The sequence below is a fragment of the Stenotrophomonas sp. 01N47 genome, from assembly GCF_056399165.1.
In genome coordinates, this window is record NZ_JBFTQU010000005.1 from 660,635 (window position 1) to 684,957 (window position 24,323).

Genomic DNA, 24,323 nt, shown 5'->3' on the forward strand with positions numbered 1-24,323 from the left:
CCGTCAGTCGGCCAGGCCGCGCAGCAGGTCGTTGACGCTGGTCTTGCTGCGGGTACGGGCATCGACCTGCTTGACGATCACCGCGCAGTACAGCGAGTGGGTACCGTCCTTGCTCGGCAGCGAGCCGGACACCACCACGCTGTACGGCGGGATGTAGCCGTAGCTGATTTCGCCGGTGGCGCGGTTGTAGATGCGGGTGCTCTGGCTGAGGAACACGCCCATGCCGATCACGCTGTGATGGCCGACGACCACGCCTTCCACCACTTCCGAACGCGCACCGATGAAGCAATGGTCTTCGATGATGGTCGGGCTGGCCTGCAGCGGCTCGAGCACGCCGCCGATGCCGGCACCACCGGACAGATGGCAGTGCTGGCCGATCTGCGCGCAGGAACCGACGGTGGCCCAGGTATCGACCATCGTGCCTTCGCCGACGTAGGCACCGATGTTGGTGAAGCTCGGCATCAGCACCACGTCCTTGCCGAAATACGTGCCGCGACGGGCGATCGCACCCGGCACCACGCGCACGCCGCCGCGGCGGAATTTCGCCTCGTCATAGCCGGCGAAGCGCGATTCGACCTTGTCCCAGAACGGTGCCGGACGTGCATCGACCACGGCCATGTCGTTGACGCGGAAATACAGCAGCACCGCCTTCTTCAGCCATTCGTTGACCTTCCAGCCACCCTGGCCGTCCGGCTCGGCGACGCGGAACTCGCCGCTTTCCAGGCCGTCGATCACGCGGTTGACCAGCGGGCGGGTCGAGCCTTCCAGTTCGTGCAGGGTCAGCGTGGCGCGGCGCTCGAAAGCGCTTTCGATGCCGAATTTCAGTTCTTCCACGCCCGGGCCGGCCGGCTTGCGCAGGGACTTGCGCGCGATGTTTTCGGCGCGCGCAGCTTCGGCGGTCTTGGCCGGGGCCTTCTTCGCCGGAGCCTTCTTCGCTGCAGCCTTCGGCGCGGCGGTCTTCTTCGTCGCTGCGGGCTGGCCAACCTTCGGCTGTCGTGCAGATTTCTTCGCAGCCGGGGCTGCGGCAGTGGTCTTTCTGGCCGCTGCGCTCTTGGCGGTCGCGTCAGTCTTCTTTGCAGGCTTGGTGGCCATCAGGTGGGGTCTCCGGCGTTTCGATCAGGGTCCAGGCAGGCCAGCATTGCGTCATGCAGCTGCTGCCGGGCGGATTCAGTCAGGGGGAGGTCGTGTTCGTCACTGATCACGAAGGTGTCTTCGGCGCGTTCGCCGAATGTGGCAATGCGCGCGTCCTGCACGCGCAATCCCTGGTTGCGCAGCACGAACGCCACGTCGGCCAGCAGGCCGGGGCGGTCGGGCGCGACCAGGGCAAAACGGGTCGCGCCGGGTTCATCGCGGAACTCGATGCGTGGGGCGAAACGGAAGTGGCGCAGCTGGCGTGGCACCACCCGGCGCGAGGGACGCAGCCGCGCCAAGTCGCCACTGAGCGCCTCGCGCAGGGCCGCTTCCAGATTGGCGCTGCTGCCATCGGCAAACGTATCGGCCGGGCTCACTTCAAAATTATCGAAAATCGTGTCTGCCGGACCATCCAGCACGCGCGCGCGGTGGATCCCGTAGCCCTTGCGGTCCAGGGTCATCACGATCGCGGCGAACAGGCCGTCACGGTCCGGCGAATGCACGAACACTTCCAGCGCGGGATCATCGACGCTGATCCGGCGAACCTTCACCAGCGTCTGGCCCTGCTTGATCGGTATCAGCGCGGCAGCCTGCCATGCCAGCTGTTCCGGGCGCAGGCGGATGAAGCCTTCGTCGGGCATCACCGCGAACTGGCGATCGATGGTGGCATCGTCGTAGCCCTGCTCGCGCACCAGTGCACGCACGCTGTCGCGCGCTTCGGCCACGCGCTCGGCGGCCGGCACCGGATGCTCCAGGCCCTCGCGCAGCGCGCGGCGGGTAGCGAAATACAGATCGGCCAGCAGCCGGTCCTTCCACGCGTTCCACAACTTCGGGCTGGTGCCGGCGATGTCGGCGCAGGTCAGCAGATAGAGGTAATCCAGGCGGTCGCGGCTGCCGACCAGGGTCGCGAAGCGATGGATCACGTCCGCATCGGCGATGTCCTGCTTCTGCGCGGTCACCGACATCCGCAGGTGCTGTTCGACCAGCCAGGCCACCAGTTCGGTATCCGAACCACTCAGCCCCTGCGCGTGGCAGAACGCCCGTGCATCGACCGCGCCCAGTTCGGAATGATCGCCGCCGCGCCCCTTGGCGATGTCGTGGAACAGGCCGGCCAGCAGCAGCAGTTCGGGCTTGCGCAGGCGCGGCCAGACTTCGTGGGCGATGGAGAAACGTTCATCGGCGCGACTGCTGGCGAACAGCCCCATGTTGCGCAGGACCATCAGCGTGTGCTGGTCGACGGTGTAGACATGGAACAGGTCGAACTGCATGCGCCCGCTGACCTGGGCGAATGCGGGAATCCACTGCCCGAGCACGCCCAGCCGCGCCATGCGCGAAAGCGTGTCGACCGGGCGCTGGCCACGCAGCAGGGCCATGAACTGTTCGCGCGCATCAGGGTCTGCCTGGTCATAGGCAGGCAGCAACGGCAGCGATTCGGCCAGCGCGCGCGCAGTCAACGAATGCAGGCCACGGATCTGCGGATTGTTCGCCCAGCTGGCGAACAGCGCGAAGACCTGGCCGATGTCAGCATTCGGCCAGTCGGCATCGTTGGCCGCCAGATAGCCACGGCGCAGCGCGAACCCCACGGTCAGCGGCTCAGGCTGTGCCTCGCCATCGAACTGTTCCTCGAAACGTTGCAGGAGACGATCACTGATCCGCCGCACCACCGAAGCGGCGCGGTAGAAGCCCTGCATCATCTTCTCGACGCCCAGGCTCTCGGCATCGTCCTCAAAGCCCAGGCGCGCGGCCAGGGTCTTCTGGTAATCGAAGCGCAGGCGCTCTTCCGGGCGTCGCGCCACCAGGTGCAGGCCGAAGCGCAGTCGCGCCAGCACCGCACGTTCGCGCTTCAGCGCCGCGGCCTCGTCAGCGCCCAGGTGGCCCAGGCCGACCAGCGCTTCCAGATCGCGCACGCCAAACGCACGCAGCGCCATCCAGCCCAGCGTGTTGAGATCGCGCAGGCCGCCGGGGCCATCCTTCAGGTCAGGCTCCAGGTTGTCAGCGGTGTCGCCGAAACGCTGGTGGCGGTTGCGCAGTTCCTCCAGCTTGGCCAGGAAGAACGCACGCGGCGGCCACAGTTCGCGGTCATCCACTGCCGCACGCAGCGCACGCCGCGCCGCCTCATCGGCCATCAGCGGGCGCGCTTCGATCAACGCGGTCAGCACGGTCTGGTCAGCTGCAGCCTCGCTGCACTGCCCGCCCGAACGCACCGCGTGGCTGACCGCCAGGCCGCAATCCCACAGCAGCGCGAACAGGCGCGCGAGCGCCTCTTCATGGGCCAGCTGCGCCTGCGGATCGCCGAACACCAGCAGGTCGATGTCCGAGCGCGGGAACAGTTCACCGCGCCCATAGCCACCGACCGCAAACAGCGACAGGCCACTGTCGGCCGGCAGGCAGCGCTGCCACGCATGGCGGATCAGGTGATCGGCCGCGCGCGCGCGCAGTGCCAGCAGGCGCTCGATGTTGTCGCCCTGGTCGAAGCGGCGGTACAGGCGCGTATCGGCCTGCTGCAGCGCGTCGCGCGCGGCAGCAGCCCAGTCCGGGTCGTTGAGCGACGCGGCCGGCGTGTCCAGCAGCGAACTCGCCGGCAGCATCGTCAGGAGACCTGCGACTCGCCCGGCGACAGGGTCAGCACGTCCACGCCGGTCTCGGTGACCGCGATCATGTGCTCCCACTGTGCCGACAGCTTGCGGTCCTTGGTCACCACGGTCCAGCCATCGGGCAGCACCTTGTTGTAGCGGGTGCCCTCGTTGATCATCGGCTCGATGGTGAAGGTCATGCCCGGCTGCAGTACCAGGCCCTGGCCCGGACGGCCGTAATGCACCACCTGCGGTTCATCGTGGTAGACCTTGCCGATGCCGTGGCCGCAGTACTCGCGCACCACGCTGAAACGCTCGCCTTCGGCGTAGCTCTGGATCGCATGGCCGACGTCGCCCAGGGTTGCGCCCGGACGCACCGCGCGGATGCCGCGCCACATGGCCTCGTAGGTGGCGTCGACCAGGCGCTTGGCCATCACCGACGGGGTGCCGACGAAGTACATGCGGCTGGTGTCGCCATGCCAGCCGTCCTTGATGACGGTGACGTCGATATTGATGATGTCGCCATCCTTGAGGACCTTCCCTTCGCTGGGAATGCCGTGGCAGATGACATTGTTGACCGAGGTGCACACGGTCTTGGGGAAGCCGCGGTAGCCGACGTTGGCCGGAATGGCGCCCTGCACGTTCACGATGTGGTCGTGGCAGATGCGGTCCAGTTCCTCGGTCGTGACACCGGGCTTGACGTGGGGGGTGACGATGTCGAGCACTTCGCTGGCCAGGCGGCCGGCGATGCGCATCATCTCGATTTCCTGCGGGGTTTTGATATTCACGCTCATGGCTCCCATTATCGCCGATCCGGCCGCAATCTGAACGAACGCCACCCAACTGGCGATCCGGGGCATGCACGGATCCGGCAAGGAACGTGAAAGCGTGATGACCTGCCCCCTTTCGAATCCCTGATTCTCACGCAATACAGACACTTACGGTGCCTACGCTGGGGTCACTGTCGTCAAAACGGCGCTGAATGTGCCGTTTTCGCCCTGTTCAACGGACCTTCGGGTCAGGGAGGTTGTCCATGCGATCCGCAGCTCGTTCCCCTTTGGCCTGGGCCCTGGCCCTGCTGGTGGCAGGCCCGGCCGCCGCCGCCGACACCACCACGTTCAACGTCACCCTGGTGGTCACCAAGGCCTGCACCATCACTGCAGCTGCGGCCACCAATGTCGACTTCGGCACCGCCGCGTCCACCACCGCTACCCCGACCCTGGGCCAGGGCACGGTGACCGCACAGTGTTCGGCGCTGACCCCGTACACCATCTCGCTGAATGCCGGTGCCAACGCCGGCACCGCCAACGACGTCACCACGCGGCGGATGAAGAACACCAACGCCGCAGTGACCGCGAACAACTTTGTCGGCTACCAGCTCTATCAGGATGCCGCGCATACCCTGGTCTGGGGCGCTACCTCGGGCACCAACACCCAGGCCGGCATCGGCACCGGCCTTGCGGTGCCGTACATCGTCTATGGCCAGATCCTCAACCTGAGCACGGCCAACGCCGCTACCGGCAACTACCTGGACACCGTCACCGCCACGATCACGTATTGATGGAGCACGCCCGCATGGCCGGATCCCGCCCGTGGCGCGCCACCGGCGTGGCGCTGCTCGTTCTCAGCCTGCTTCTTTGGGTCTCCGCGGCCTCGGCGACCAGCCTGCAGGTCGCGCCCACCAGCCTGCAGCTGGAGGCACGCCAGCGCGCCGGCGAACTGTGGTTGACCAACAGCGGCACCTCGCCGGTGAAGCTGCAGGTCCGGGTATTCCGTTGGGTGCAGCAGGACGGCAACGAACAGCTGCTGCCCACCGAAGATCTGCTGGCCACGCCACCGATGCAGGAGTTGGCCGCCGGCCAGCAACAGCTGGTACGGGTCATGCGCGCCGTGGCCGAAGCACCGGCTGCGCAGCAGTACTACCGGTTGATCGTCGACGAGGTGCCCGATCTGGCCACGCGCACCGAAGGCATGCAGTTCGTGCTGCGCTATTCCGTCCCGGTATTCGTGCAACCCGGCGCTGGCAGCCGGCTGGCACCGCAGCTGCACGCCCGCCTGGTCCGGCTGGACGACGGACGCAACGGCGTGGAAGTAGGCAATACCGGCAACAGCTACGCGCAGATCGCTGACCTCGCCCTGGGTAGCCCGGAGCGGCCGCGCATCGTCCATCCCGGCCTGCTGGGCTATGTGCTGCCCGGCCAGGTCATGCGCTGGCCGCTGGAGCGCACGGCGATCGACCGCGACAACGACCAGATCACGGCCAAGCTCAATGGCGAGTCGGAACAGACGTCGCTGCCGCCACCACCGGCTCGCTGAGGCGCTGATGAGCGCAGCGCTCGGTGCGGCCCTGTCCCCGGCGGCTCATGCAGCCGATGTCTCCGGGGTCTCCGCCGATGCCCTGCTGCCGCCACCAACCCCACTCACGGCCAACCAGACGCTGTACCTGGACGTGACCCTCAACAGCACGCCGCGCGGCCTGCTGCCCTTCACCGACAACCGTGGCCGCCTGCAGGCCAGCCCCGAAATCCTGCGCCAGCTTGGCTTCAACGCCAGCGGCGATGCCCCGGTGTACCTCGACCAGATCAGCGGTGCGGTGGTGCGCTATGACGCGCACCTGCAGACCCTCGCGCTGGACGTGCCGCTGGACCAGTTGACCCTGCCCACGACCGTGCTCAGCCGCCCGCAGGTCCGCGCTTCCCGCGGCAGCGCCTCGCCCGGCGTCCTGCTCAATTACGACCTGTACGGCAGCCGTGTCGACAGCCTCGGCAACCTTACCCTGAGCTCTGAACTGCGAGTGTTCGGCATCGGTACCGGCACCTTCGAGAACACCGCCGTCAGCCGTCGCTACCAGACCGGAGACCGCCACTGGCGCAGCGAAAGCGTACGCCTTGATACGCGCTGGACACTGGATTTCCCGGACAAGGCGCTGACCCTGGAGGTTGGCGACTTCTACAGCGGCTTTGTCGACTGGAGCCGGCCGGTACGCCTGGGCGGCCTGCAGATCGGGCGCAATTACGGGCTGCAGCCGTATCGCGTCCTCACCCCCACCCCGGCCTTCCTCGGCCAGGCGGTGGTGCCATCGACGGTCGAGCTGTATGTCGATGGCCTGCGCCAATACAGCGGCCAGGTACCGGTTGGGCCGTTCCAGCTGGCGGCGCAACCGGGCATCAGCGGTACCGGCAGCGCGCAGGTGGTGGTCACCGATGCCTTTGGCCGCATGCAGACGCTGGATTTCAGCTTCTACGGCACCCAGCAGCTGCTGGCCAAGGGCCTGTCGGACTGGTCGCTCGGCGTCGGCCAGCTGCGCGAGCAGTTCGGCGAACGCTCCTTCGCCTACGACGACCGTACCGTGGCAAGCGCCAGCTGGCGCGGCGGCGTCAGCGATACGTTCACCGGCGAAGCACACGCCGAAGGCGGCGGCGGCCTGGCACAGGCCGGCCTGGGCGGCTGGTGGCTGCTGGGCGGTGCGGGCGTATTCAATGCCGCCTACGCCCACAGCCGCTACCAGGGCCTGCAGGGCGGCCAGTGGGCGCTGGGGTACAGCTGGAACAACCGCCATTTCAACTTCAATCTGCGCAGCGTGCGCAGCCACGGCGACTACCGCGACCTGGGCGCGCTGCAGGCCAACCTGCCGCCCAGCATCAGCGAGCAGGCCACGGTCGGCCTGGACCTGTTGCGCCTGGGCACCCTCAGCGCCAGTTACCTTCGCCTGCGCTACCCCGATGGCGATGACAACCGTTATGCCAGCCTGTTCTGGTCACGCAGCTGGAGCCCGCGCTGGTCGGCCTACCTGTCGGTCAACCAGAACCTGGACGACAGTGATGACCGCAGTGTCTACCTGTCGCTGACCGCAAGCCTGGGCAACAACCGCCAGGCCAGCCTGTCCAGCCAGCGCAATGGCGACCGCCAGAGCTGGGTCGCCGATGTCACCCAGCCGGTCCCGGGCGACGGCAGCGCAGGCGGTATCGGTTGGCGCGCGCAGGTCCGCCACGGCGACGGCGGCAGCGGCGGCCTGGCCGAAGTCGGCATCCTCAACGATGTCGGCCGCTACGCCTTCGGTGCCTCCCGCCAGGCGGGCCTCAACTACGCCTATGGCAGCGCCAGCGGCAGCCTGGTGTGGATGGCCGGGCACACCTTCGCCGCCCGCGAAGTCGCCGACGCCTTCGCCGTGGTCAGCACGAATGGCGTTGGCGGTGTGCCGGTGCGGCTTGAGAACCGCCTGATCGGTGTCACCGACGATCGGGGCCTGCTGCTGATCAGTCCGCTGCTGTCCTGGCAGCGCAACCGCGTCTCCATCGACACCCTGGACCTGCCGGCGGACATGCGCGCTGATCGCATCGAGGACTGGGTGACACCCCGCCAGCGCGCCGGCACCGGCCTGACCTTCAACCTGCGTTCGCGCGCGTCGTTGCGGCTGATCCTGCAGGACATGAGGGGGCAACCGCTGGAGGTGGGCAGCGAAGTGCAGCTGCCCGATGGCCGCCAGGCCACCGTGGGCTACGACGGCCTGCTGTACCTGGAGGACGTTGCACCTGGCAGCGTGCTGTACATCACCAGCAGCGGTGGCCAGTGCCGGGTCCGCGTGCCGGTACCGCAGGTGGTCGCCGTCGGGGCCAGCGCGCGCCCGGCCCCGCTGCAATGCGTGCCGGAGGTGGCGCCATGAGGATGCTGCTGCTCGGCCTGCTGCTTCTGGCCGGCCTGATCGCCAGTGCGCCGACACGCGCGGCCGCGACGTGCACCGCCACCGCCGACGCGCTGCTGCCCTTCGGCAACGTCAGCAGCGGCGCGGCAGGTGCCACCCCCGGCACCTTGAACATCACCGTGAACTGCTCCACCGCCGCACTCAGCCTGATCGCCACCACCGGCATCCGCGTCTGCATCGGCCTGGGCAATGGCACCGGCGGCACCAGTACTTCGCCGTGGCGGACAATGGTCAACGGCAGCAGTGATCCGCTCAATTTCCAGATCTACAACGTCGCCAACTACAGCGAAGTCACCGGCCTGGCACCGCGCGGTACACCTCCCGCACAGGAGCTGACGATGACCTACAACGTGCCGCTGATCGGCGGCTCCGGCAGCCGTACCACGCAGTTGTTCGCACAGATTCCGGCCAACCAGGTGCTGGCCTCCGGCAACTACAGCAGCACCTTCACCGGGGCCAACGTGGTGCTCACCTGGGCCTGGAACGAGGTGCTGCTGGGCACCGCCACCGTACCGGCCACCTGCAATGGCGGCGCTACCGGCACCAACACCGCCAGCAATGCCTTCACCTTCAATGCCACTGCCACCGTGCTGCCGCAATGCGGCAGCTACCTCACCACCACCATGAATTTCGGCAACGTCACCGGCAGCATTCCCGCCAACATCGACCAGACCGCCACCCTCACCCTGACCTGCCTCAAGCGCACCGCCTACCAGGTCGGCCTGAACAACGGTCAGAACAACCCGGCCCTGACCACCACCCGGCGCATGCGTACCACCATCGGCAGCAACAGCTATTACCTGACCTACGAGCTGTACCGGGACGCTGCGCGCAGCCAGCGCTGGGGCAATACGCTCACCGTGGACACCTTCAGCGGCGTCGGCACTGGCAGCGCGCAGACACTGAACATATTCGGGCGTGTGCCTCCCGTCGCCGGACAGCCTCCGGCGGGCACCTACAACGACCTGGTGCAGGTGACGATCACCTACTGAGGGGAGCCCGCTCTACAGAATCCCCCCTGTCGGCCGATACCGCGCATCAAGTCGACAACACGGTGGATGGCAGGTGGTTCGCGGAATACTGATCGGAGCGATGTCCATCACCAGCACGACAGCGTGGGCCGACCCGGCGCCCGTCCCACTGCAGATCCGCCTGACTGTGGTTGAAGGCTGCGCCGGCACGGAGCGTGGCCCACGTTGCCCGGTGCCACAGCAGCACAGCGACGGCGGTCACCTGCCGCCCCAGGTCCGTGAACTGGCCCCGCCAGCGCAGGACGAACAGGGGCATTCGCTGCCCGAACCGCCCACCACTTACTACTGATGCGCCGGCTACTGCTGCTGCTGGCCGCGGTGCTGCCTATTGCCGCGCAGGCGCTGGAGCTGGTGCCGACCACCCTGAACCTGCCGGCTGCGCAGGGGCGGGCCGAGCTGTGGCTGCGCAATCCTGGCCCTGGGCATTGGCGCGGCCAGGTGCAGATCTGGGCGTGGGACCAGCAACCGGGCGCCGAACACCTGCAACGCAGCGCGCAGGTGCTGGCCAGTCCGACCCTGCTGGACCTTCCTGCCGGTGCACGCCAGCGCGTCTGGTTGCTGCCGGCGTCATCCGCACCTGTGGCCGCTGAACAGGCATTCCGTATCATCCTGGCTCCGGCAGAACCGGCCATGCCGCGCTATTCACTGCCCCTGTTCCGCAGCGAACCGGTCGGCCCAACGCCCCCCTGCCTGCGGGCAGAGCTGGTGGTCAACGGGTCGCAATTCACACTGAGACTGTTGAACGGTGGCACCGGGCACGCGCGCTTGAGCGACCTTGCCTATGAGGCGGCTGGCGGCCAACGCAGCCTGCTGCTGCCCGGTCTTGCCGGCTACGTACTGGCGGCGCGCCAGCGCCAGTGGCAGCTGCCGCCGCGCGCCGATGGCTATGCAGGCGGCAGGTTCCATGCCCGCCTGCAGGACGGCACAGAGGTGATTCTGGCGGCGCAGACACCCGCAATTGCAGCGAGCCAGCCAAGCGGGCTATAATTGCCCGGATGTCCTGCCGCCGCGTGCGCGGGACACCGTCCACACCGGACGTCACCGGTGAATCCACACCTGCTGCCCCCATCCGTGCCGGGGTGCTCCGCAAGGAGTTCGGCCACGGAGGCAACAGGGAAGCCCAACCCCGGAACCTTCAGCGCTTCCACGCGTCCCGCATACCTATCCCGCGGGCGGAATCGCCGGTTCCCCATCAGGAGTTTTGCAATGCCCCAGGTCACCATGCGTCAGATGCTGGAAGCCGGCGTCCACTTCGGCCACCAGACCCGCTACTGGAACCCGAAAATGGCTCCGTACATCTTCGGCGCCCGCGGCAAGATCCACATCATCAACCTGGAAAAGACCGTCCCGCTGTTCAACGACGCGATGAACTTCATCTCGTCGGTTGCCCAGAAGCGCGGCACCATCCTGTTCCTGGGCACCAAGCGCAGCGCGCGTGAGTCGATCCGCGAAGAAGCCGAGCGTTGCGGCATGCCGTTCATGAACCAGCGTTGGCTGGGCGGCACCCTGACCAACTTCCGTACCGTCAAGCAGTCGGTTGCCCGCCTGAAGGAACTGGAAGCCGGTGAATCCGACGGCACCTTCGAGAAGCTGGTCAAGCACGAAGTGCTGGGCCTGCGTCGCGAGCGCGACAAGCTGGAAGCCTCGCTGGGCGGCATCAAGGACATGAACCGTCTGCCGGACGCGATCTTCGTCATCGATATCGGCCACGAAGACATCGCCATCAAGGAAGCCAAGAAGCTCGGCATCCCGGTGATCGCCGTTGTCGATACCAACTACAACCCGGAGCTGGTGGATTACGCGATCCCGGGCAACGACGACGCCATCCGTGCCGTGCAGCTGTACGCACGCGCCGCTGCTGACGCCGTGCTGGAAGGCAAGGCTGCTGCACCGCACGCTGCCACCGTCCGTGAAGAAGAGTTCGCCGACGCTCCGGCCGAAGAAGGCAAGCCGGCTCGCCGCGCTCCGGCCAAGAAGGCTGCTGCCGACAAGGGCGAAGCCCAGGCCTGATCCAGGCCCCGGTGGGCGCCACGCGCCCACCTTTCCTGTCCGCTGCCGATGGCGCGACGACAGGAAGCTGTCACACGGGCCGGCCACCATGCCGGCCCAACCCCTTTCTTTCGTGAGGTAATCCCGTGGAAATCACTGCTTCCCTGGTCAAGGAACTGCGCGAGCGCACTGGCGCCGGCATGATGGAATGCAAGAAGGCGCTCACCGAGGCCGGCGGCAACATCGACGCCGCTGCTGAAGCGCTGCGCAAGTCCGGCGCTGCCAAGGCCGACAAGAAGGCTGACCGCGTGGCCGCCGAAGGTCGTCTGGGCCTGGCCCAGGACGGCGGCAAGGCCGTGCTGGTCGAGATCAACTCGGAAACCGACTTCGTCGCCAACGACATCAACTTCAAGAACTTCGTCGATTCCGTCGCTGCCGCTGCACTGGCATCGGGCGCCGCCGACGTGGAAGCCCTGAAGTCGGCCACCCTGCCGACCGGCCAGACCGTCGAAGAAACCCGCGCGACCGCCGTGCAGACCCTGGGTGAGAACATCCAGATCCGTCGCCTGGTCAAGCTGGACACCACCGGCAACGTCGGTTCCTACGTCCACACCAACGGCAAGGTCGGCGTGCTGGTCGACCTGATCGGTGGCGACGCCGAACTGGCTCGCGGCCTGGCCATGCACGTGGCTGCGCTGAAGCCGCCGCACAACAAGGCCGCCGATGTGCCGGCCGAGTTCGTGGAAAAGGAAAAGGAAATCGAACTGGCCAAGATGTCCGAGAAGGACAAGTCCAAGCCGGCCGACATCCTGGAAAAGATCATCAGCGGCAAGATCAACAAGATCGTCAGCGAAGTGACCCTGTACGGCCAGAGCTACGTGCTGGACGGCGACAAGACCGTCGAGCAGGTGGTCAAGGCCGCCGGCGCCGACGTGGCTGGCTTCCAGCTGCTGGTCGTTGGCGAAGGCATCGAGAAGGTGGTGGAAGACTACGCCGCCGAAGTTGCCAAGGCGATGCAGGTCTGATTCCAGCCTCACGGCTGTAATGAAACCAGAAGGAGCCGCGGGAAACCGCGGCTCTTTTTTTATGCCGGTGGGCCTGTGGGTGCCCCTCACCTGTGGGTGGCCGAATCTGTGGGTGCGCACCGTTGGTGCGCACACCGACACCTTTGCGTTGCAAGCGAATCAAGCCGATACTCGGCACAGGGAACCTGCAGTCACATAACAGGAACGAAATTCGCAGACTGTGATGCATTCCTAGGTATTCTTGTCCTAATGGAATTGAACGACCCGACATGCCTCCCGAGCTGACAGCTGCACTGGCGCTTTGCCGCAACCTCCCCTCGCCGCCCGGTATTGCCTTGCGCATCATCGAACTGGCCCAGGACCCGGAAGCGGACATCGCGACCGCTGCGGACATCATCGCCATCGACATGGCGTTGAGTGCACGCATGCTGCGTATCGCCAATTCACCGCTGTACGCCAGCCGGCGCCGGATCGAGAACCTCGGCCAGGCGCTGACCATGCTCGGGCTGAACGCTACGATCAGCCTCGCCCTGGGCTTCACTGTCACCCAGGGCCTGACCGGCAAAGGCGGCGCCGACCACGACCTGCGCCAACGCGCCTGGAAGCGCAGCATCCTCAGCGCGCTGGCGGCCAGCCAGCTCGGCCAGGCCCGCGGCCTGCGCCGACTGGAGGAGCTGATGCTGGCCGGACTGCTGCAGGACATGGGCGTGCTGTGCCTGGCCCAGGCCGAATCCGAACGCTACCTGCCCCTGCTGCGCGAAGCGCGCGACAACCCTGATCTGATCGCGCGCGAGCGCCAGGAACTCGGCTGCAGCCACGCCGACGTCGGCGCCTGGGTCGCCGAGGAGTGGGGCCTGCCGCGCTACCTGGTCGACAGCATCCGCCACAGCGAAGACGAAGGCACCGCCGAGAATCCATTCCAGGCCTGCGTACAGCTGTCTGGAGCCGTTGCCGACATCTGGCTGGATGAAGACGCCGATACCGCCCGCGAAAGCGCCCTGCAGCAGGTCCACGACCGACTGCAGATGGACAGCGCCCGCTTCGACCAGGTCCTGGCCCGGATCAGCGAAGCGCTGCCGGACATCGCCAGCCTGTTCGAGAACGGCCTGAATTCACCGGCACGCGTGCGCGAGCTGATCGACCACGCCCAGGAGCTGGCCACCCTGCGCAACCTGCGCGAACTGCAGGATGCCGACCAGGCCCGCCGTCGCGCCGATGAATTCGAGGCCCGCGCCAAGCGCCTGGCCGACCAGGCCCATCGCGATGCGTTGACCGGCGTCCTCAACCGCCGCCAGCTCGAAGCCGTACTGGAACAGGAATTCCTGCGCGCCGGCCGCCATGGCTGGCCATTGTCGGTGGCCTTCATCGACCTGGACGATTTCAAGAAGATCAACGACGCGCACGGCCACCTGACCGGCGATGAGGTGCTGCGCGCCTTCGCCGGCAAACTGCAGGGGCAGCTGCGCAACAGCGACACCGTGGCCCGTTTCGGCGGCGAGGAGTTCGTCGCGCTGCTGCCCAATACCAGCGAATCGGTCGCCCTTGACGTGATCCGCCGCGTGCTGGCCAACATCGTCGCCACCCCGATGGCGGAACTGGAAGGCGGCCCGCTGTTCATCACCTTCTCGGCCGGCGTGGCCACCCAAGGTGGTTACGAGCGTTTTGCCGGTGTGCAGGACCTCCTGCGCGCCGCAGATGACGTGCTCTACCGCTCCAAGAACCTGGGCCGCAACCGGGTCATCGCGCGCTCTCCCGGCGCACTGGGGCATGATGAACTGTCTGCCACTGCGGGCGCCGAGCTTGGCTGAATGGTGCGCCCCGGATGTGCGGGGCACACCGGTATTTTGCGCCGCAGTGCACAAAACGCTTTGGCCGCGCGCTGCTTGCGCGTAGAATCGCCCGCGATTTCCACGCACCCGAGGTCCCTATGTCCAAGCTCGCCTATCGCCGCATCCTGTTGAAACTTTCCGGGGAGGCGCTGATGGGAGATGAGGACTACGGCATCGACCCCAAGATCATCAACCGCCTGGCCCGTGAAGTCGTCGAGGCCCAGCAGGCTGGCGCCGAAGTCGCACTGGTCATCGGTGGCGGCAACATCTTCCGCGGTGCAGGCCTGGCCGCTGGCGGCATGGACCGGGTCACCGGCGACCAGATGGGCATGCTGGCCACGGTCATCAACGCACTGGCCATGCAGGATGCGCTGGAAAAAGTGGGCGCCAAGGCCCGCGTGATGAGCGCGATCAAGATCAACGACGTGTGCGAGGACTACATCCGCCGCCGCGCCATCCGCCATCTGGAAAAGGGCCGCCTGGTGATCTTCGCCGCAGGCGTCGGCAGCCCCTTCTTCACCACCGACTCGGGCGCTGCCCTGCGCGCGATCGAGATCGGCGCCGACCTGCTGCTCAAGGCAACCAAGGTCGATGGCGTATATGACAAGGATCCGAACAAGTACAGCGACGCCGTCCGCTTCGACAGCCTGAGCTACGACGAAGTGATCCGCCGCGGCCTGGAAGTGATGGATACCGCCGCCTTCGCCCTGGCCCGCGACAGCGACCTGCCGATGCGCGTGTTCGACATGGGCCAGCCGGGCGAGCTGCTGAAGATCCTGCACGGCGAGAACATCGGCACCCTCGTCCAGGGCCGCGACCCGGCCTGAGGCTGAGCGCAAGGCGACCTCCGGGCCGATTCAGGCCCGGCGGCGTCCCGTATTCGCCTATAATCGCCCGATTCCAGTTACATCCAGGACCCTGGCGATGCTCAACGACATCAAGAACAACGCGCAGACGCGCATGGCCAAGAGCATCGACGCTCTTAAGCACACCCTCACCTCGATCCGCACCGGTCGCGCAACGCCGGCCCTGCTGGACCGCGTCACGGTCAATGCTTACGGCAACGCCAGCACGCCGCTGAACCAGGTCGCGTCCATTTCCAACCCCGACGCCCACTCCCTGCTGGTCACGCCCTTCGACAAGAGCATGATCAAGGAGATCGAGAAGGGCCTGTACAACATCGAGCTGACCCCGAACACCATCGGCACCTCGATCCGCGTCAACCTGCCGCCGCCGACCGAAGAGCGCCGCAAGGAACTGGCCAAGCAGGTACAGAAGGAAGGCGAAGGCGCCAAGATCGCCGTGCGCAACATCCGTCAGGATGCGAACAAGGAAGTCGCCAAGCTGCTGAAGGACAAGGTCATCAGCGAAGACGAGAAGAAGCGCGGCGAAGACGATATCCAGAAGTTGACCGATGCCAACATCAAGGATATCGACAAGGTCGTCGCCGACAAGGAAAAGGAACTGATGTCGGTCTGAAGTCGATGCCTTCAGTCCCGCCTCCCCTGCCGGCCGCCTTGCCGCGCCACGTTGCCATCATCATGGATGGCAACGGGCGTTGGGCACAGCAGCGCCGTCGCCCCCGCGTGATCGGCCATCGTGCCGGCGCGCGCGCGGTCAACCGCACCATCGAGCGCTGCCTGGAACTGGGCATTCCGGCGCTGACCCTGTTCGCGTTTTCCAGCGAGAACTGGGGCCGGCCGCAGGAAGAAGTCGATGCGTTGATGAAGCTGTTCCTCGGCGCGCTCGACCGCGAAGTGGACGAGCTGCATCGGCGCGGCGTGCGCGTGCGCTTCATCGGCGAACGCGAGCGCTTCGGTGCTGCCCTGGTCAGCCGCATGCAGCTGGCCGAACAGCGCACCGCCGACAACCGCGCGCTGACCCTGTCGATTGCCGCCAGCTATGGTGGCCGTCAGGACATCGCCCGTGCCGCACGCGCATTGGCCGTTGAAGTGGCCGCAGGCCGCCTGCTTCCCGAGCAGATCGACGAATCCCTGCTGGGGCGACAGGTGGCTCTGGCCGACCTGCCGCCACCGGACCTGTTCATCCGCACCGGCGGCGATACCCGCATCAGCAATTTCCTGCTGTGGCAGTTGGCGTATACCGAGCTGTGGTTCACCGAAGCGCTGTGGCCGGATTTCGACGCCGCGCAGCTGCAGCTGGCGCTCGATGCATACGCCAGCCGTGAGCGCCGCTTCGGCCTGACCAGCGCCCAGATCGCCGCCCTGGCCACCGAGACGTCCAGCCCATGACCAAGACCCGAGTCCTCGCCGCGCTGATCATGGCGCCGGTCGCCATTGCTGCGATCCTGTTGCTGCCCACGCAATGGCTGGCCGCCGCTGCGGCTGCCGTGCTGCTGATCGGCCTGTGGGAATGGCTGAAACTGGCCGATGTCGAAGACACCCTCGCCCGCACCGTGCTACTGGTCCTCAACCTGGTGCTGATGGTGCTGCTGGTGTGGGCCGATGCCGGCACCCTGGTGCTGTTCCAGATCGCGACCCTGGTGGGCGTGGCCTGGTGGCTGGGCGCGCTGGTGTGGCTGCGCTTCTTCAACTTCGGCGCGCAGCCTGGCAGTCCGGCGCGCATCCTCAAGCTGCTGGCCGGCACCCTGGCCATCGTGCCGGCGTGGGCTGCGCTGGTACTGATCCATGCCGGCGGCGACCCGCCGGGCCATCAGGGCCACCTGTGGCTGCTGGCCGCGCTGGCGCTGGTATGGGCCGCCGATTCGGGCGCCTACTTCGCTGGCCGTCACTTCGGAAAGCATAAGCTGGCACCGCGGATCAGCCCGAACAAGACCTGGGAAGGCCTCGTCGGTGGGCTGATCGCCGGTGTTGCGGTGGCCGTCGGCCTGGGCTGGCTGGCCGGCATCGATGCCGCGCACCTACCGGGCCTGCTCGTCACCTCGGTGGTGGCCGTGTTCGCCTCGGTGCTGGGCGACCTGTTCGAAAGCCTGATCAAGCGCCATGCCGGCGCTAAGGATTCAGGCCACCTGATCCCCGGCCACGGCGGCGTGCTCGACCGAGTCGACGGCGTGCTGGCGGCCATCCCGGTGTTCGCACTGGGCAAGGAAATCTTCGGGTTCTGACCATGGATGCTGCTGCAGACCTGCGCCGGGTCGCCGTGTTCGGCGCCACCGGCTCGATTGGTGCCTCCACGCTTGACGTGATCGCCCGCCATCCGCTGCGTTACCAGGCCACCGTGCTCGCCGCCGGTCGCCAGGTACAGGCACTGCTGGCCCTGTGCCGGCAGCACCGGCCCGCGCATGCGGTGATCGCCGATGAAACCCTGTATGCGGAACTGCGTGACGGCCTGCGCGATGCCGGCCTGGCCACCCAGGCCCACGCCGGCCATGCCGCTCTGGACCAGCTGGCGGCCAGTGACGCCTGCGACACCGTGGTTGCCGCGATCGTCGGCGCCGCCGGCCTGTCCTCGACCCTGGCCGCCGCTGCGGCCGGCAAGCGCATCCTCCTGGCCAACAAGGAATCGCTGGTGCTGGCCGGCGAACTGCTGACCCGTACCGCCGAACGTGCCGGCGCCGAGATCATCCCGATCGACAGCGAGCACAGTGCGATCTTCCAGTGCCTGCGTTCACGTGATGCCAGCCTCGACGGTGCCGGCGTGCGCCGCATCCTGCTGACCGCCTCGGGTGGACCATTCCGCGGGCGCAGCCGCGCCGAACTGGAGCAGGTCACCCCGGCCCAGGCCGTGGCGCACCCGAAGTGGTCGATGGGGCCGAAGATCTCGGTCGATTCGGCGACGTTGATGAACAAGGGCCTGGAAGTGATCGAGGCCCACCATCTGTTCGGCATCCCCGGCGAGCGCATCGAGGTACTGGTGCACCCGCAGAGCCTGGTGCATTCACTGGTTGAGTTCGTTGACGGCTCCACACTGGCGCAGATGGGCTTGCCAGACATGCGCACCACCCTGGCCGTGGGCCTGGGCTGGCCGCAACGGATCGAATCGGGCGTCTCCGGGCTGGACCTGCTCGCCCAGGGCCGGCTGGATTTCGAGGTTCCCGACACTGACGCCTTCCCCTGCCTGGCCCTGGCGTGGCAGGCGATGCGCGCCGGTGGTACCGCCCCGGCCGTGCTGAACGCCGCCAACGAAGAGGCTGTTTCAGCGTTTCTTCAGGGCCGCATAGGCTTCCTGACCATTCCGACGCTGGTTGCTAACGCTCTTTCAACACTGCCGACCGAACCAGCCGATACACTTGAGGTTCTGTTGTCCGCCGACCAGCGGGCCCGCCAGCTGACCCTGAACGCCATCGCCGCCACCTGAACAGCGCACCCATCCCGTATGACGCCGCCGCCCGTGTCCGCCAATGTGAACCTGCATGACTGACTTCATCGGATCGGTCTGGTGGATGATCGTGAGCCTTGGGCTGCTGGTCACCTTCCACGAATTCGGGCATTACTGGGTCGGGCGCCTGTGCGGGGTCAAGGTGCTGCGCTTCTCGGTAGGCTTCGGCCGTCCGCTGTGGTCGCGCCGCGACCGCCATGGCACCGAGTTCGCCATTGCCGCCATCCCGCTGGGCGGCTATGTGAAATTCCTCGACGAACGCGAAGTCGAGGTCCATCCGCACGAGCGTGGCCAGGCCTTCAACCACAAGACCGTGTGGCAGCGCATCGCCATCGTCGCGGCCGGCCCGATCGCCAACCTGCTGCTGTGCATCCTGCTGCTGTGGGCGATGTTCGTGATCGGCAAGCAGGACTATTCTGCAACCGTCGGCCGCGCTACCGGCATGGCCGCCACGGCCGGGCTCGGCAGCGGCGATCGCCTGCTGAGCGTGGACGGCCGCGATGTGATCACCCTGGGTGAGGCCAGCATGGCCCTTACCGCGGCGGCGATGGACCGTCGCGACGTGACCCTGCAGGTCCTCGACCCCGCAGACCAGCTGCGCTCGCGTACCCTGCCGTTGTCGCAGCTGCCGGCTGGTTTCGATGAACGCCGGGTTCCGATCCTGGCCGGCGTGTATTGGCGTGCGTGGCTGCAGCCCCCGCTGGTGGACAACATCGTGAAGGGTTCGGCTGCGGAGGGTCACCTGCAGACTGGCGATCTGATCGTGGCGATCGATGGGCAGCGCATCGACAGCGTCGAGCAGGCCATCAGCGAAGTGGGCAGCCTGGGCCGCCGCGGTGGCCCGGCGATGATCGAGGTGCTGCGTGGTGGCGAGCGCCTGGCGCTGGAGATCACCCCGCGCCAGGGCAAGGACGGCAAGGGCCAGCCCACCTGGCAGATCGGCGCGGGGTTTGCCGAGAGCTACAGCCCCGCCTACGACACCCTGCTCAAGTTCGGCCCACTGCAGTCTGTGACGGTGGCGGTGCGTGAAACCGGCAGGATGGCCGCCGACTCACTGGCCATGATGGGCCGGATCGTCACCGGCAAAGCCTCGCTGCAGAACGTTTCCGGCCCGGTCACCATTGCCCGGGTCGCCAATATTTCGGCCAAACGTGGCGTGGATTGGTTCATCCAGTTCCTCGCCCTGCTGTCGCTGAGCCTGTGCATCATCAACCTGCTGCCGATCCCCATCTTGGACGGCGGCCACCTGCTGTATTACCTTATCGAGTTGGTCAAGGGCAGCCCGCTGAGCGAGCGTGCCGTCGCCGCCGGCCAATACATCGGCCTGGCGTTGCTGGCCGGGCTGATGGGATTGGCGTTCTACAACGACATCCTCGGCCTGGTCCCGCGATGAACTTTTCCATGTTTTTGCCGTCTACAGCGTCGGCATCCCTTACCAATGAAATCGACCTTCCTACCGGACGTGACATGACGCGACTCCCCAATCGCCGCCTGCTGGCCCTCGCCCTCGCCGCCGTCACCGGCGCCCCCGCCCTGGCCCAGGCAGCCGAGCCCTTCACTGTCAGCGACATCCGCGTCGACGGCCTGCAGCGCATCAGCTCCGGTACGGTGTTCACCTACCTGCCGGTCGAGCGTGGCGAGACGGTCACAGACAGCAAGGTCGGCGAGACCATCCGCGCCCTGTACAAGACCGGCTTCTTCGAAGATGTGCAGCTGGATCGCCAGGGCAGCATCCTGGTGGTGACCGTCAAGGAACGTCCGGCGATCAACAAGCTGACCGTCACCGGCAACAAGGACATCAAGTCCGACCAGCTGCTCAAGGGCCTGTCCGACATCGGCCTGACCGAAGGCGGCACCTTCGATCGCCTGAGCCTGGATCGCGTAACCCAGGAACTTCGCCGCCAGTACAATGACCGTGGCAAATACACCGTCGACATCACCCCGACGGTGAGCCCGCTGGACCGCAACCGTGTCGACATCGCCATCGCGATCAAGGAAGGCAAGGCGGCCAAGATCCGCCACGTCAACATCGTCGGCACCGAGAAGTACGACAGCAAGGACATCCTGGAGTACTGGGAGTCCAAGGAGCACAACTGGGCGTCGTGGTACCGCCGTGACGACCAGTACTCCAAGGAAAAGCTGTCCGGCGACCTGGAGAAGCTCAACTCCTGGTACCTGGACCGCGGCTATGTCGACTTCAGCATCGACTCGACGCAGGTCTCGATCAGCCCCGACAAGCGCGACATGTTCATCACCGCCGGCGTGACCGAAGGTGACCAGTACAAGATCTCGGAGATCAAGGTCAGCGGCGATACGATCCTGCCGCAGGAAGACGTCGAGCGCATGGTCGTGCAGAAATCCGGCGACACGTTCTCGCGTGCGCTGCTGGAATTCAGCTCCGACTCGATCACCAACTCGCTGTCCAACATCGGTTATGCCTTCGCCAAGGTGAACCCGATTCCGACCACCAACCGCGCCGAGCAGACCGTGGCGGTCAACATGCAGGTCGTTCCCGGCCCGCGCGTGACCGTCCGCCGCATCATCTTCAAGGGCAACACCCGCACCTCCGACGAAGTGATGCGTCGCGAAATGCGCCAGTTCGAGAACAGCTGGTACTCGCAGGCGGCCATCGACCGCTCCAAGATCCGCCTGCAGCGCCTGGGCTACTTCGAAGGCGTCGAAGTGGAAACCCCGGCCGTCAGCGGCAGCAACGACCAGGTCGACGTCGTCTACAACGTCAAGGAAACCACCTCGGGCAGCTTCGTGTTCGGCCTGGGCTATTCGCAGTCCTACGGCATGACCACCTCGGTGCAGCTGTCGCAGAACAACTTCCTGGGCGGCGGCAACCGCGTGTCGGTCGAAGCCTCGCGCAGCAGCTACCTGCAGCGCTACGGCTTCAGCTACACCAACCCGTACTTCACCGATGACGGCGTCTCGCTGGGTTACAACCTGTCCTGGCGCGAACTGGACTACTCCGACTTCAACACCGCGCAGTACAACAGCACCAATGGTTCGGCGCAGGTGGTATTCGGCGTGCCGATCACCGAGACCGACACCGTCTCGCTGATGTTCGGCATCGACAGCAACCAGATCACCACCTACGCGGGCTCGACCCCGAAGTCGATCATCGATTACATCGATGCCGTTGGCAGCCGCACCTTCCATGCATGGCGCACGGAACTGGGCTGGGCGCGCGACTCGCGCAACGACTACTTCATGCCGACCCGCGGTACCTACCAGCGCGTGGGCCTGGAAACCACCCTGCCGGGTTCGACCATCGAGTACTACAAGCTGAACTACCAGATCAGCAAGTACTGGCCGATCATCCCCTCGCTGGTGATCAACACCCGCGCCGAAATCGGCTACGGCGATGCCTACGGCAATGACAAGACCCGCGTGATCGACAACGGCGATGGCACCACCCGTACCGTCACCGCGTCGGGCCTGCCGTTCTACGAGAACTTCTACGCCGGTGGTACCAACTCGGTGCGTGGTTTCGAGGACAACACCCTCGGCCCGCGTGAAGTCACCAGCGGTTACCCGAACGGCCAGCCGCTGGGCGGTTCGCTGAAGACCGTCGGTTCGGTCGAGGCCTATTTCCCGCGCCTGTTCGACAGCCCGTCGGCCCGCGTGTCGGCCTTCGTCGACTTCGGCAACGTCTACAACGGCACTGACAACTTCAAGGCCAACGAACTGCGCGTGTCCACCGGTGTGGCCCTGCTGTGGCGCGCCCCGGTCGGCCCGATCTCGATCAGCTATGCGTTCCCGCTGAAGAAGAAGGACGGCGACGAGATCGAACGTCTGCAATTCACGTTCGGTGGCCAGTTCTGAGGAACGACGTTCCTCAGAACTGATCCACCTCCGGTGAATTGCCCGCGCATTTCACCTATCCCCCGCGCCGCTGGCGCGCCCCCCTTAACAGAAGGGGGGCTTTCCACCAGACGGGTCTCGAATCGCCGGGCATTGCCCGGCGTTTTCGTTATTGAAGCGCACGCTGACGCGCGGTGAGCCGAGTATGGCTCGGCGCTGCAGGCGACTGTGGACGTTGGATCCGCTCGCGCGCGGAAGACTATCCGGCGATGGCGCAGGGGGCTGACCAGGACCGTTGGCGCCATGGATGGCGCCATCGAGCCCCCAGGGATGGGTTTACGGCGTGTCCTGGGCAGCCCCCTGCGCCATCGCCCCACGGTCAGCCAGGCGCCGGCTTTTGCTCCCGCATGACCGCAATGGCGTCACACGTTAAACTCCCGCCGTGAATACTCCTACCTACACCGCCCAGCAACTCGCCGATCAGTTCGGCCTGCAGGTCCATGGCGACCCGAGCACCGCCATCCATGGCGTGGCCACCCTCGCCCATGCCGGTGCCGGCCAGCTGACCTTCCTTGCCAATCCACGCTACCGCACCCAGCTGGCCGACAGCCAGGCTGGCATCGTGGTGCTGCGCGCCGAGGATGCCGATGCAGCTCCCGGCACCGCGCTGGTTGCCAAGGACCCCTACACCACCTTTGCCAAGATCGGCGCGCTGTTCGACATCGCCCCGACCCGCCCGCCCGGCATCCATCCCAGCGCGGTGATCGATCCGCAGGCACAGGTCGCCGCCAGCGCCCACGTCGGTCCGTTCGTGACCATCGGCGCACGCAGCGTCATCGGCGAGAACTGCATCATCGGCGCCGGCAGCATCATCGGCGAAGACTGCACCCTCGACAGCGGCTGCGAACTGATCGCCCGCGTCACCCTGGTCACCCGCGTCAAGCTGGGCAAGCGCGTGCGCATCCACCCCGGCGCCGTGCTGGGCGCCGATGGCTTCGGCCTGGCCATGGACGCTGGCAAATGGATCAAGGTGCCGCAGCTTGGCGGCGTGCGCATCGGCGACGACTGCGAGATCGGCGCCAACACCTGTGTCGACCGTGGCGCGCTGGAAGACACCGTGCTGGCCGAGGACGTCCGCCTGGACAACCTGGTGCAGATCGCACACAACGTGCAGATCGGCGCCCACTCGGCCATCGCCGGCTGCACCGGCATTGCCGGCAGCGCCAAGATCGGCCGTTACTGCCTGCTCGGCGGCGCCGTTGGCGTCGTCGGTCATCTTGAAATCTGCGACAAGGTCGTGATCACCGGCAAATCGGTGGTCCGCAACTCCATCACCGAGCCGGGCGAGTACTCCTCCGGCACGCCCCTGACCGACAACCGCACGTGGCGCAAGAATGCCGCGCGCTTCAAGCAGCTCGATGCACTGGCCCGTCGCATCCTGTCTGTGAGCAAGGAGAAAGAATGAGCCACACCCAGACCCTGCCGGACATGGCGCAGATCCAGACGCTGCTTCCGCACCGCTACCCGTTCCTGCTGGTGGACAAGGTGGTGTCGATCGACTACGAGAAGCGCACGATCGTCGCGACCAAGAACGTCAGCATCAACGAGCCGTTCTTCCAGGGCCACTTCCCCGGCCAGCCGATCATGCCCGGCGTGCTGATCATCGAAGCCATGGCCCAGGCCGGCGGCGTGCTGACCCAGTTGACGCTGGGCCGCGATGCGCAGTCCAAGCTGTTCTACATGGTCAAGGTCGACAAGGCCCGCTTCACCAAGCAGGTGGTGCCGGGCGACGTGCTGGAGATGCACGTCGAGATCAAGCGCGTGATCCGCAACATGGCCGTGTACGACTGTGTGGCCAAGGTCGACGGCGAAGTCGTTGCCTGCGCCGAGGTGCTGTGCGCCGGCACCCGCGAATGACCCTGGCTGGAGGACCG

21 protein-coding genes are annotated in these 24,323 nt (G+C 66.4%); 18 read left to right on the forward strand and 3 right to left on the reverse strand.

What is annotated here, in order from left to right:
• Positions 1 to 3: 3 nt before the first annotated feature.
• Genes dapD through map form a run of 3 tightly spaced genes read right to left on the reverse strand, consistent with a single transcriptional unit; the run spans position 4 to position 4,564 of the window.
• Positions 4 to 1,092, reverse strand: coding sequence for a 2,3,4,5-tetrahydropyridine-2,6-dicarboxylate N-succinyltransferase (dapD, locus tag AC1DKR_RS12915; RefSeq protein ID WP_478033189.1), 1,089 nt, complete (start codon positions 1,090 to 1,092; stop codon positions 4 to 6).
• Positions 1,092 to 3,701, reverse strand: coding sequence for a [protein-PII] uridylyltransferase (locus AC1DKR_RS12920; RefSeq protein ID WP_478033248.1), 2,610 nt, complete (start codon positions 3,699 to 3,701; stop codon positions 1,092 to 1,094). Before AC1DKR_RS12920 ends, dapD begins: the two co-directional genes overlap by 1 nt.
• A gap of 20 nt (positions 3,702 to 3,721) precedes the next feature.
• Entirely contained in the window at positions 3,722 to 4,564 is an 843-nt protein-coding gene (map, locus tag AC1DKR_RS12925) for a type I methionyl aminopeptidase (protein ID WP_080277585.1), read from the reverse strand.
• Between the two features lie 173 nt (positions 4,565 to 4,737).
• Here map and AC1DKR_RS12930 point away from each other — a divergent pair, with 173 nt between their 5' ends.
• The 18 genes from AC1DKR_RS12930 to fabZ all read left to right on the forward strand — a co-directional run bounded on the left by AC1DKR_RS12930 (position 4,738) and on the right by fabZ (position 24,306).
• Positions 4,738 to 5,265, forward strand: coding sequence for a Csu type fimbrial protein (locus AC1DKR_RS12930; protein WP_230110467.1), 528 nt, complete (start codon positions 4,738 to 4,740; stop codon positions 5,263 to 5,265).
• A complete protein-coding gene (locus AC1DKR_RS12935) occupies positions 5,265 to 6,020 on the forward strand; it encodes a fimbrial biogenesis chaperone (protein ID WP_478033192.1) in 756 nt (251 codons plus the stop codon). The genes AC1DKR_RS12930 and AC1DKR_RS12935 overlap by 1 nt, the downstream gene beginning before the upstream one ends.
• A gap of 7 nt (positions 6,021 to 6,027) precedes the next feature.
• A complete protein-coding gene (locus tag AC1DKR_RS12940; protein ID WP_478033195.1) occupies positions 6,028 to 8,367 on the forward strand; it encodes a fimbria/pilus outer membrane usher protein in 2,340 nt (779 codons plus the stop codon).
• A complete protein-coding gene (locus tag AC1DKR_RS12945; protein WP_428704100.1) occupies positions 8,364 to 9,398 on the forward strand; it encodes a Csu type fimbrial protein in 1,035 nt (344 codons plus the stop codon). The genes AC1DKR_RS12940 and AC1DKR_RS12945 overlap by 4 nt, the downstream gene beginning before the upstream one ends.
• A gap of 100 nt (positions 9,399 to 9,498) precedes the next feature.
• A complete protein-coding gene (locus AC1DKR_RS12950) occupies positions 9,499 to 9,726 on the forward strand; it encodes a hypothetical protein (protein ID WP_394195764.1) in 228 nt (75 codons plus the stop codon).
• Positions 9,726 to 10,424: a fimbrial biogenesis chaperone gene (locus tag AC1DKR_RS12955; protein ID WP_394195765.1), complete on the forward strand. Its 699-nt coding sequence runs from the start codon at positions 9,726 to 9,728 to the stop codon at positions 10,422 to 10,424. The genes AC1DKR_RS12950 and AC1DKR_RS12955 overlap by 1 nt, the downstream gene beginning before the upstream one ends.
• Positions 10,425 to 10,643: 219 nt before the next feature.
• The gene (gene rpsB, locus AC1DKR_RS12960; protein ID WP_025877657.1) at positions 10,644 to 11,447 is read left to right on the forward strand and encodes a 30S ribosomal protein S2; all 804 of its coding nucleotides are present in this window, start codon (positions 10,644 to 10,646) and stop codon (positions 11,445 to 11,447) included.
• A 125-nt stretch (positions 11,448 to 11,572) separates the two neighbouring features.
• Complete coding sequence (gene tsf, locus AC1DKR_RS12965) at positions 11,573 to 12,451, forward strand: translation elongation factor Ts (protein WP_032975792.1); 879 nt, start codon at positions 11,573 to 11,575, stop codon at positions 12,449 to 12,451.
• 269 nt (positions 12,452 to 12,720) lie between these two features.
• Positions 12,721 to 14,259: a sensor domain-containing diguanylate cyclase gene (locus AC1DKR_RS12970; protein ID WP_478033198.1), complete on the forward strand. Its 1,539-nt coding sequence runs from the start codon at positions 12,721 to 12,723 to the stop codon at positions 14,257 to 14,259.
• A 119-nt stretch (positions 14,260 to 14,378) separates the two neighbouring features.
• Positions 14,379 to 15,107: a UMP kinase gene (pyrH, locus tag AC1DKR_RS12975; protein ID WP_025877663.1), complete on the forward strand. Its 729-nt coding sequence runs from the start codon at positions 14,379 to 14,381 to the stop codon at positions 15,105 to 15,107.
• A gap of 97 nt (positions 15,108 to 15,204) precedes the next feature.
• Entirely contained in the window at positions 15,205 to 15,759 is a 555-nt protein-coding gene (gene frr / locus AC1DKR_RS12980; protein ID WP_099821430.1) for a ribosome recycling factor, read from the forward strand.
• 5 nt (positions 15,760 to 15,764) lie between these two features.
• The gene (gene uppS / locus AC1DKR_RS12985; protein WP_089239843.1) at positions 15,765 to 16,532 is read left to right on the forward strand and encodes a polyprenyl diphosphate synthase; all 768 of its coding nucleotides are present in this window, start codon (positions 15,765 to 15,767) and stop codon (positions 16,530 to 16,532) included.
• Positions 16,529 to 17,365 (forward strand): phosphatidate cytidylyltransferase, encoded by an 837-nt coding sequence (locus AC1DKR_RS12990; RefSeq protein WP_025877667.1) that lies wholly within the window; start codon positions 16,529 to 16,531, stop codon positions 17,363 to 17,365. Before uppS ends, AC1DKR_RS12990 begins: the two co-directional genes overlap by 4 nt.
• 2 nt (positions 17,366 to 17,367) lie before the next feature.
• Positions 17,368 to 18,558 carry a 1-deoxy-D-xylulose-5-phosphate reductoisomerase gene (locus AC1DKR_RS12995; RefSeq protein WP_478033202.1) on the forward strand — a complete coding sequence of 397 codons (1,191 nt, stop codon included), beginning with the start codon at positions 17,368 to 17,370 and terminating at the stop codon, positions 18,556 to 18,558.
• Positions 18,559 to 18,613: 55 nt separating this feature from the next.
• The gene (gene rseP / locus AC1DKR_RS13000; protein WP_223494643.1) at positions 18,614 to 19,972 is read left to right on the forward strand and encodes an RIP metalloprotease RseP; all 1,359 of its coding nucleotides are present in this window, start codon (positions 18,614 to 18,616) and stop codon (positions 19,970 to 19,972) included.
• 74 nt (positions 19,973 to 20,046) lie between these two features.
• On the forward strand, positions 20,047 to 22,410 hold the full coding sequence (bamA, locus tag AC1DKR_RS13005; protein WP_165376689.1) for an outer membrane protein assembly factor BamA: 2,364 nt from the start codon (positions 20,047 to 20,049) through the stop codon (positions 22,408 to 22,410).
• A gap of 421 nt (positions 22,411 to 22,831) precedes the next feature.
• Positions 22,832 to 23,854, forward strand: a complete 1,023-nt coding sequence (gene lpxD / locus AC1DKR_RS13010) for a UDP-3-O-(3-hydroxymyristoyl)glucosamine N-acyltransferase (protein WP_223494642.1) — start codon at positions 22,832 to 22,834, stop codon at positions 23,852 to 23,854.
• Positions 23,851 to 24,306: a 3-hydroxyacyl-ACP dehydratase FabZ gene (gene fabZ / locus AC1DKR_RS13015; protein WP_025877675.1), complete on the forward strand. Its 456-nt coding sequence runs from the start codon at positions 23,851 to 23,853 to the stop codon at positions 24,304 to 24,306. Before lpxD ends, fabZ begins: the two co-directional genes overlap by 4 nt.
• Positions 24,307 to 24,323 lie beyond the last annotated feature (17 nt).

Excerpts from the sequence above, each read along its gene's own strand:
- dapD (WP_478033189.1), bottom strand. The coding sequence starts at position 1,092 with ATGGCCACCAAGCCTGCAAAGAAGACTGACGCGACCGCCAAGAGCGCA.
- map (WP_080277585.1), bottom strand. The coding sequence starts at position 4,564 with ATGCCCCGGATCGCCAGTTGGGTGGCGTTCGTTCAGATTGCGGCCGGA.
- AC1DKR_RS12930 (WP_230110467.1), top strand. The coding sequence starts at position 4,738 with ATGCGATCCGCAGCTCGTTCCCCTTTGGCCTGGGCCCTGGCCCTGCTG.
- AC1DKR_RS12935 (WP_478033192.1), top strand. The coding sequence starts at position 5,265 with ATGGAGCACGCCCGCATGGCCGGATCCCGCCCGTGGCGCGCCACCGGC.
- AC1DKR_RS12940 (WP_478033195.1), top strand. The coding sequence starts at position 6,028 with ATGAGCGCAGCGCTCGGTGCGGCCCTGTCCCCGGCGGCTCATGCAGCC.
- AC1DKR_RS12945 (WP_428704100.1), top strand. The coding sequence starts at position 8,364 with ATGAGGATGCTGCTGCTCGGCCTGCTGCTTCTGGCCGGCCTGATCGCC.
- AC1DKR_RS12950 (WP_394195764.1), top strand. The coding sequence starts at position 9,499 with ATGTCCATCACCAGCACGACAGCGTGGGCCGACCCGGCGCCCGTCCCA.
- AC1DKR_RS12955 (WP_394195765.1), top strand. The coding sequence starts at position 9,726 with ATGCGCCGGCTACTGCTGCTGCTGGCCGCGGTGCTGCCTATTGCCGCG.
- rpsB (WP_025877657.1), top strand. The coding sequence starts at position 10,644 with ATGCCCCAGGTCACCATGCGTCAGATGCTGGAAGCCGGCGTCCACTTC.
- AC1DKR_RS12970 (WP_478033198.1), top strand. The coding sequence starts at position 12,721 with ATGCCTCCCGAGCTGACAGCTGCACTGGCGCTTTGCCGCAACCTCCCC.
- pyrH (WP_025877663.1), top strand. The coding sequence starts at position 14,379 with ATGTCCAAGCTCGCCTATCGCCGCATCCTGTTGAAACTTTCCGGGGAG.
- frr (WP_099821430.1), top strand. The coding sequence starts at position 15,205 with ATGCTCAACGACATCAAGAACAACGCGCAGACGCGCATGGCCAAGAGC.
- uppS (WP_089239843.1), top strand. The coding sequence starts at position 15,765 with ATGCCTTCAGTCCCGCCTCCCCTGCCGGCCGCCTTGCCGCGCCACGTT.
- AC1DKR_RS12990 (WP_025877667.1), top strand. The coding sequence starts at position 16,529 with ATGACCAAGACCCGAGTCCTCGCCGCGCTGATCATGGCGCCGGTCGCC.
- AC1DKR_RS12995 (WP_478033202.1), top strand. The coding sequence starts at position 17,368 with ATGGATGCTGCTGCAGACCTGCGCCGGGTCGCCGTGTTCGGCGCCACC.
- rseP (WP_223494643.1), top strand. The coding sequence starts at position 18,614 with ATGACTGACTTCATCGGATCGGTCTGGTGGATGATCGTGAGCCTTGGG.
- bamA (WP_165376689.1), top strand. The coding sequence starts at position 20,047 with ATGACGCGACTCCCCAATCGCCGCCTGCTGGCCCTCGCCCTCGCCGCC.
- fabZ (WP_025877675.1), top strand. The coding sequence starts at position 23,851 with ATGAGCCACACCCAGACCCTGCCGGACATGGCGCAGATCCAGACGCTG.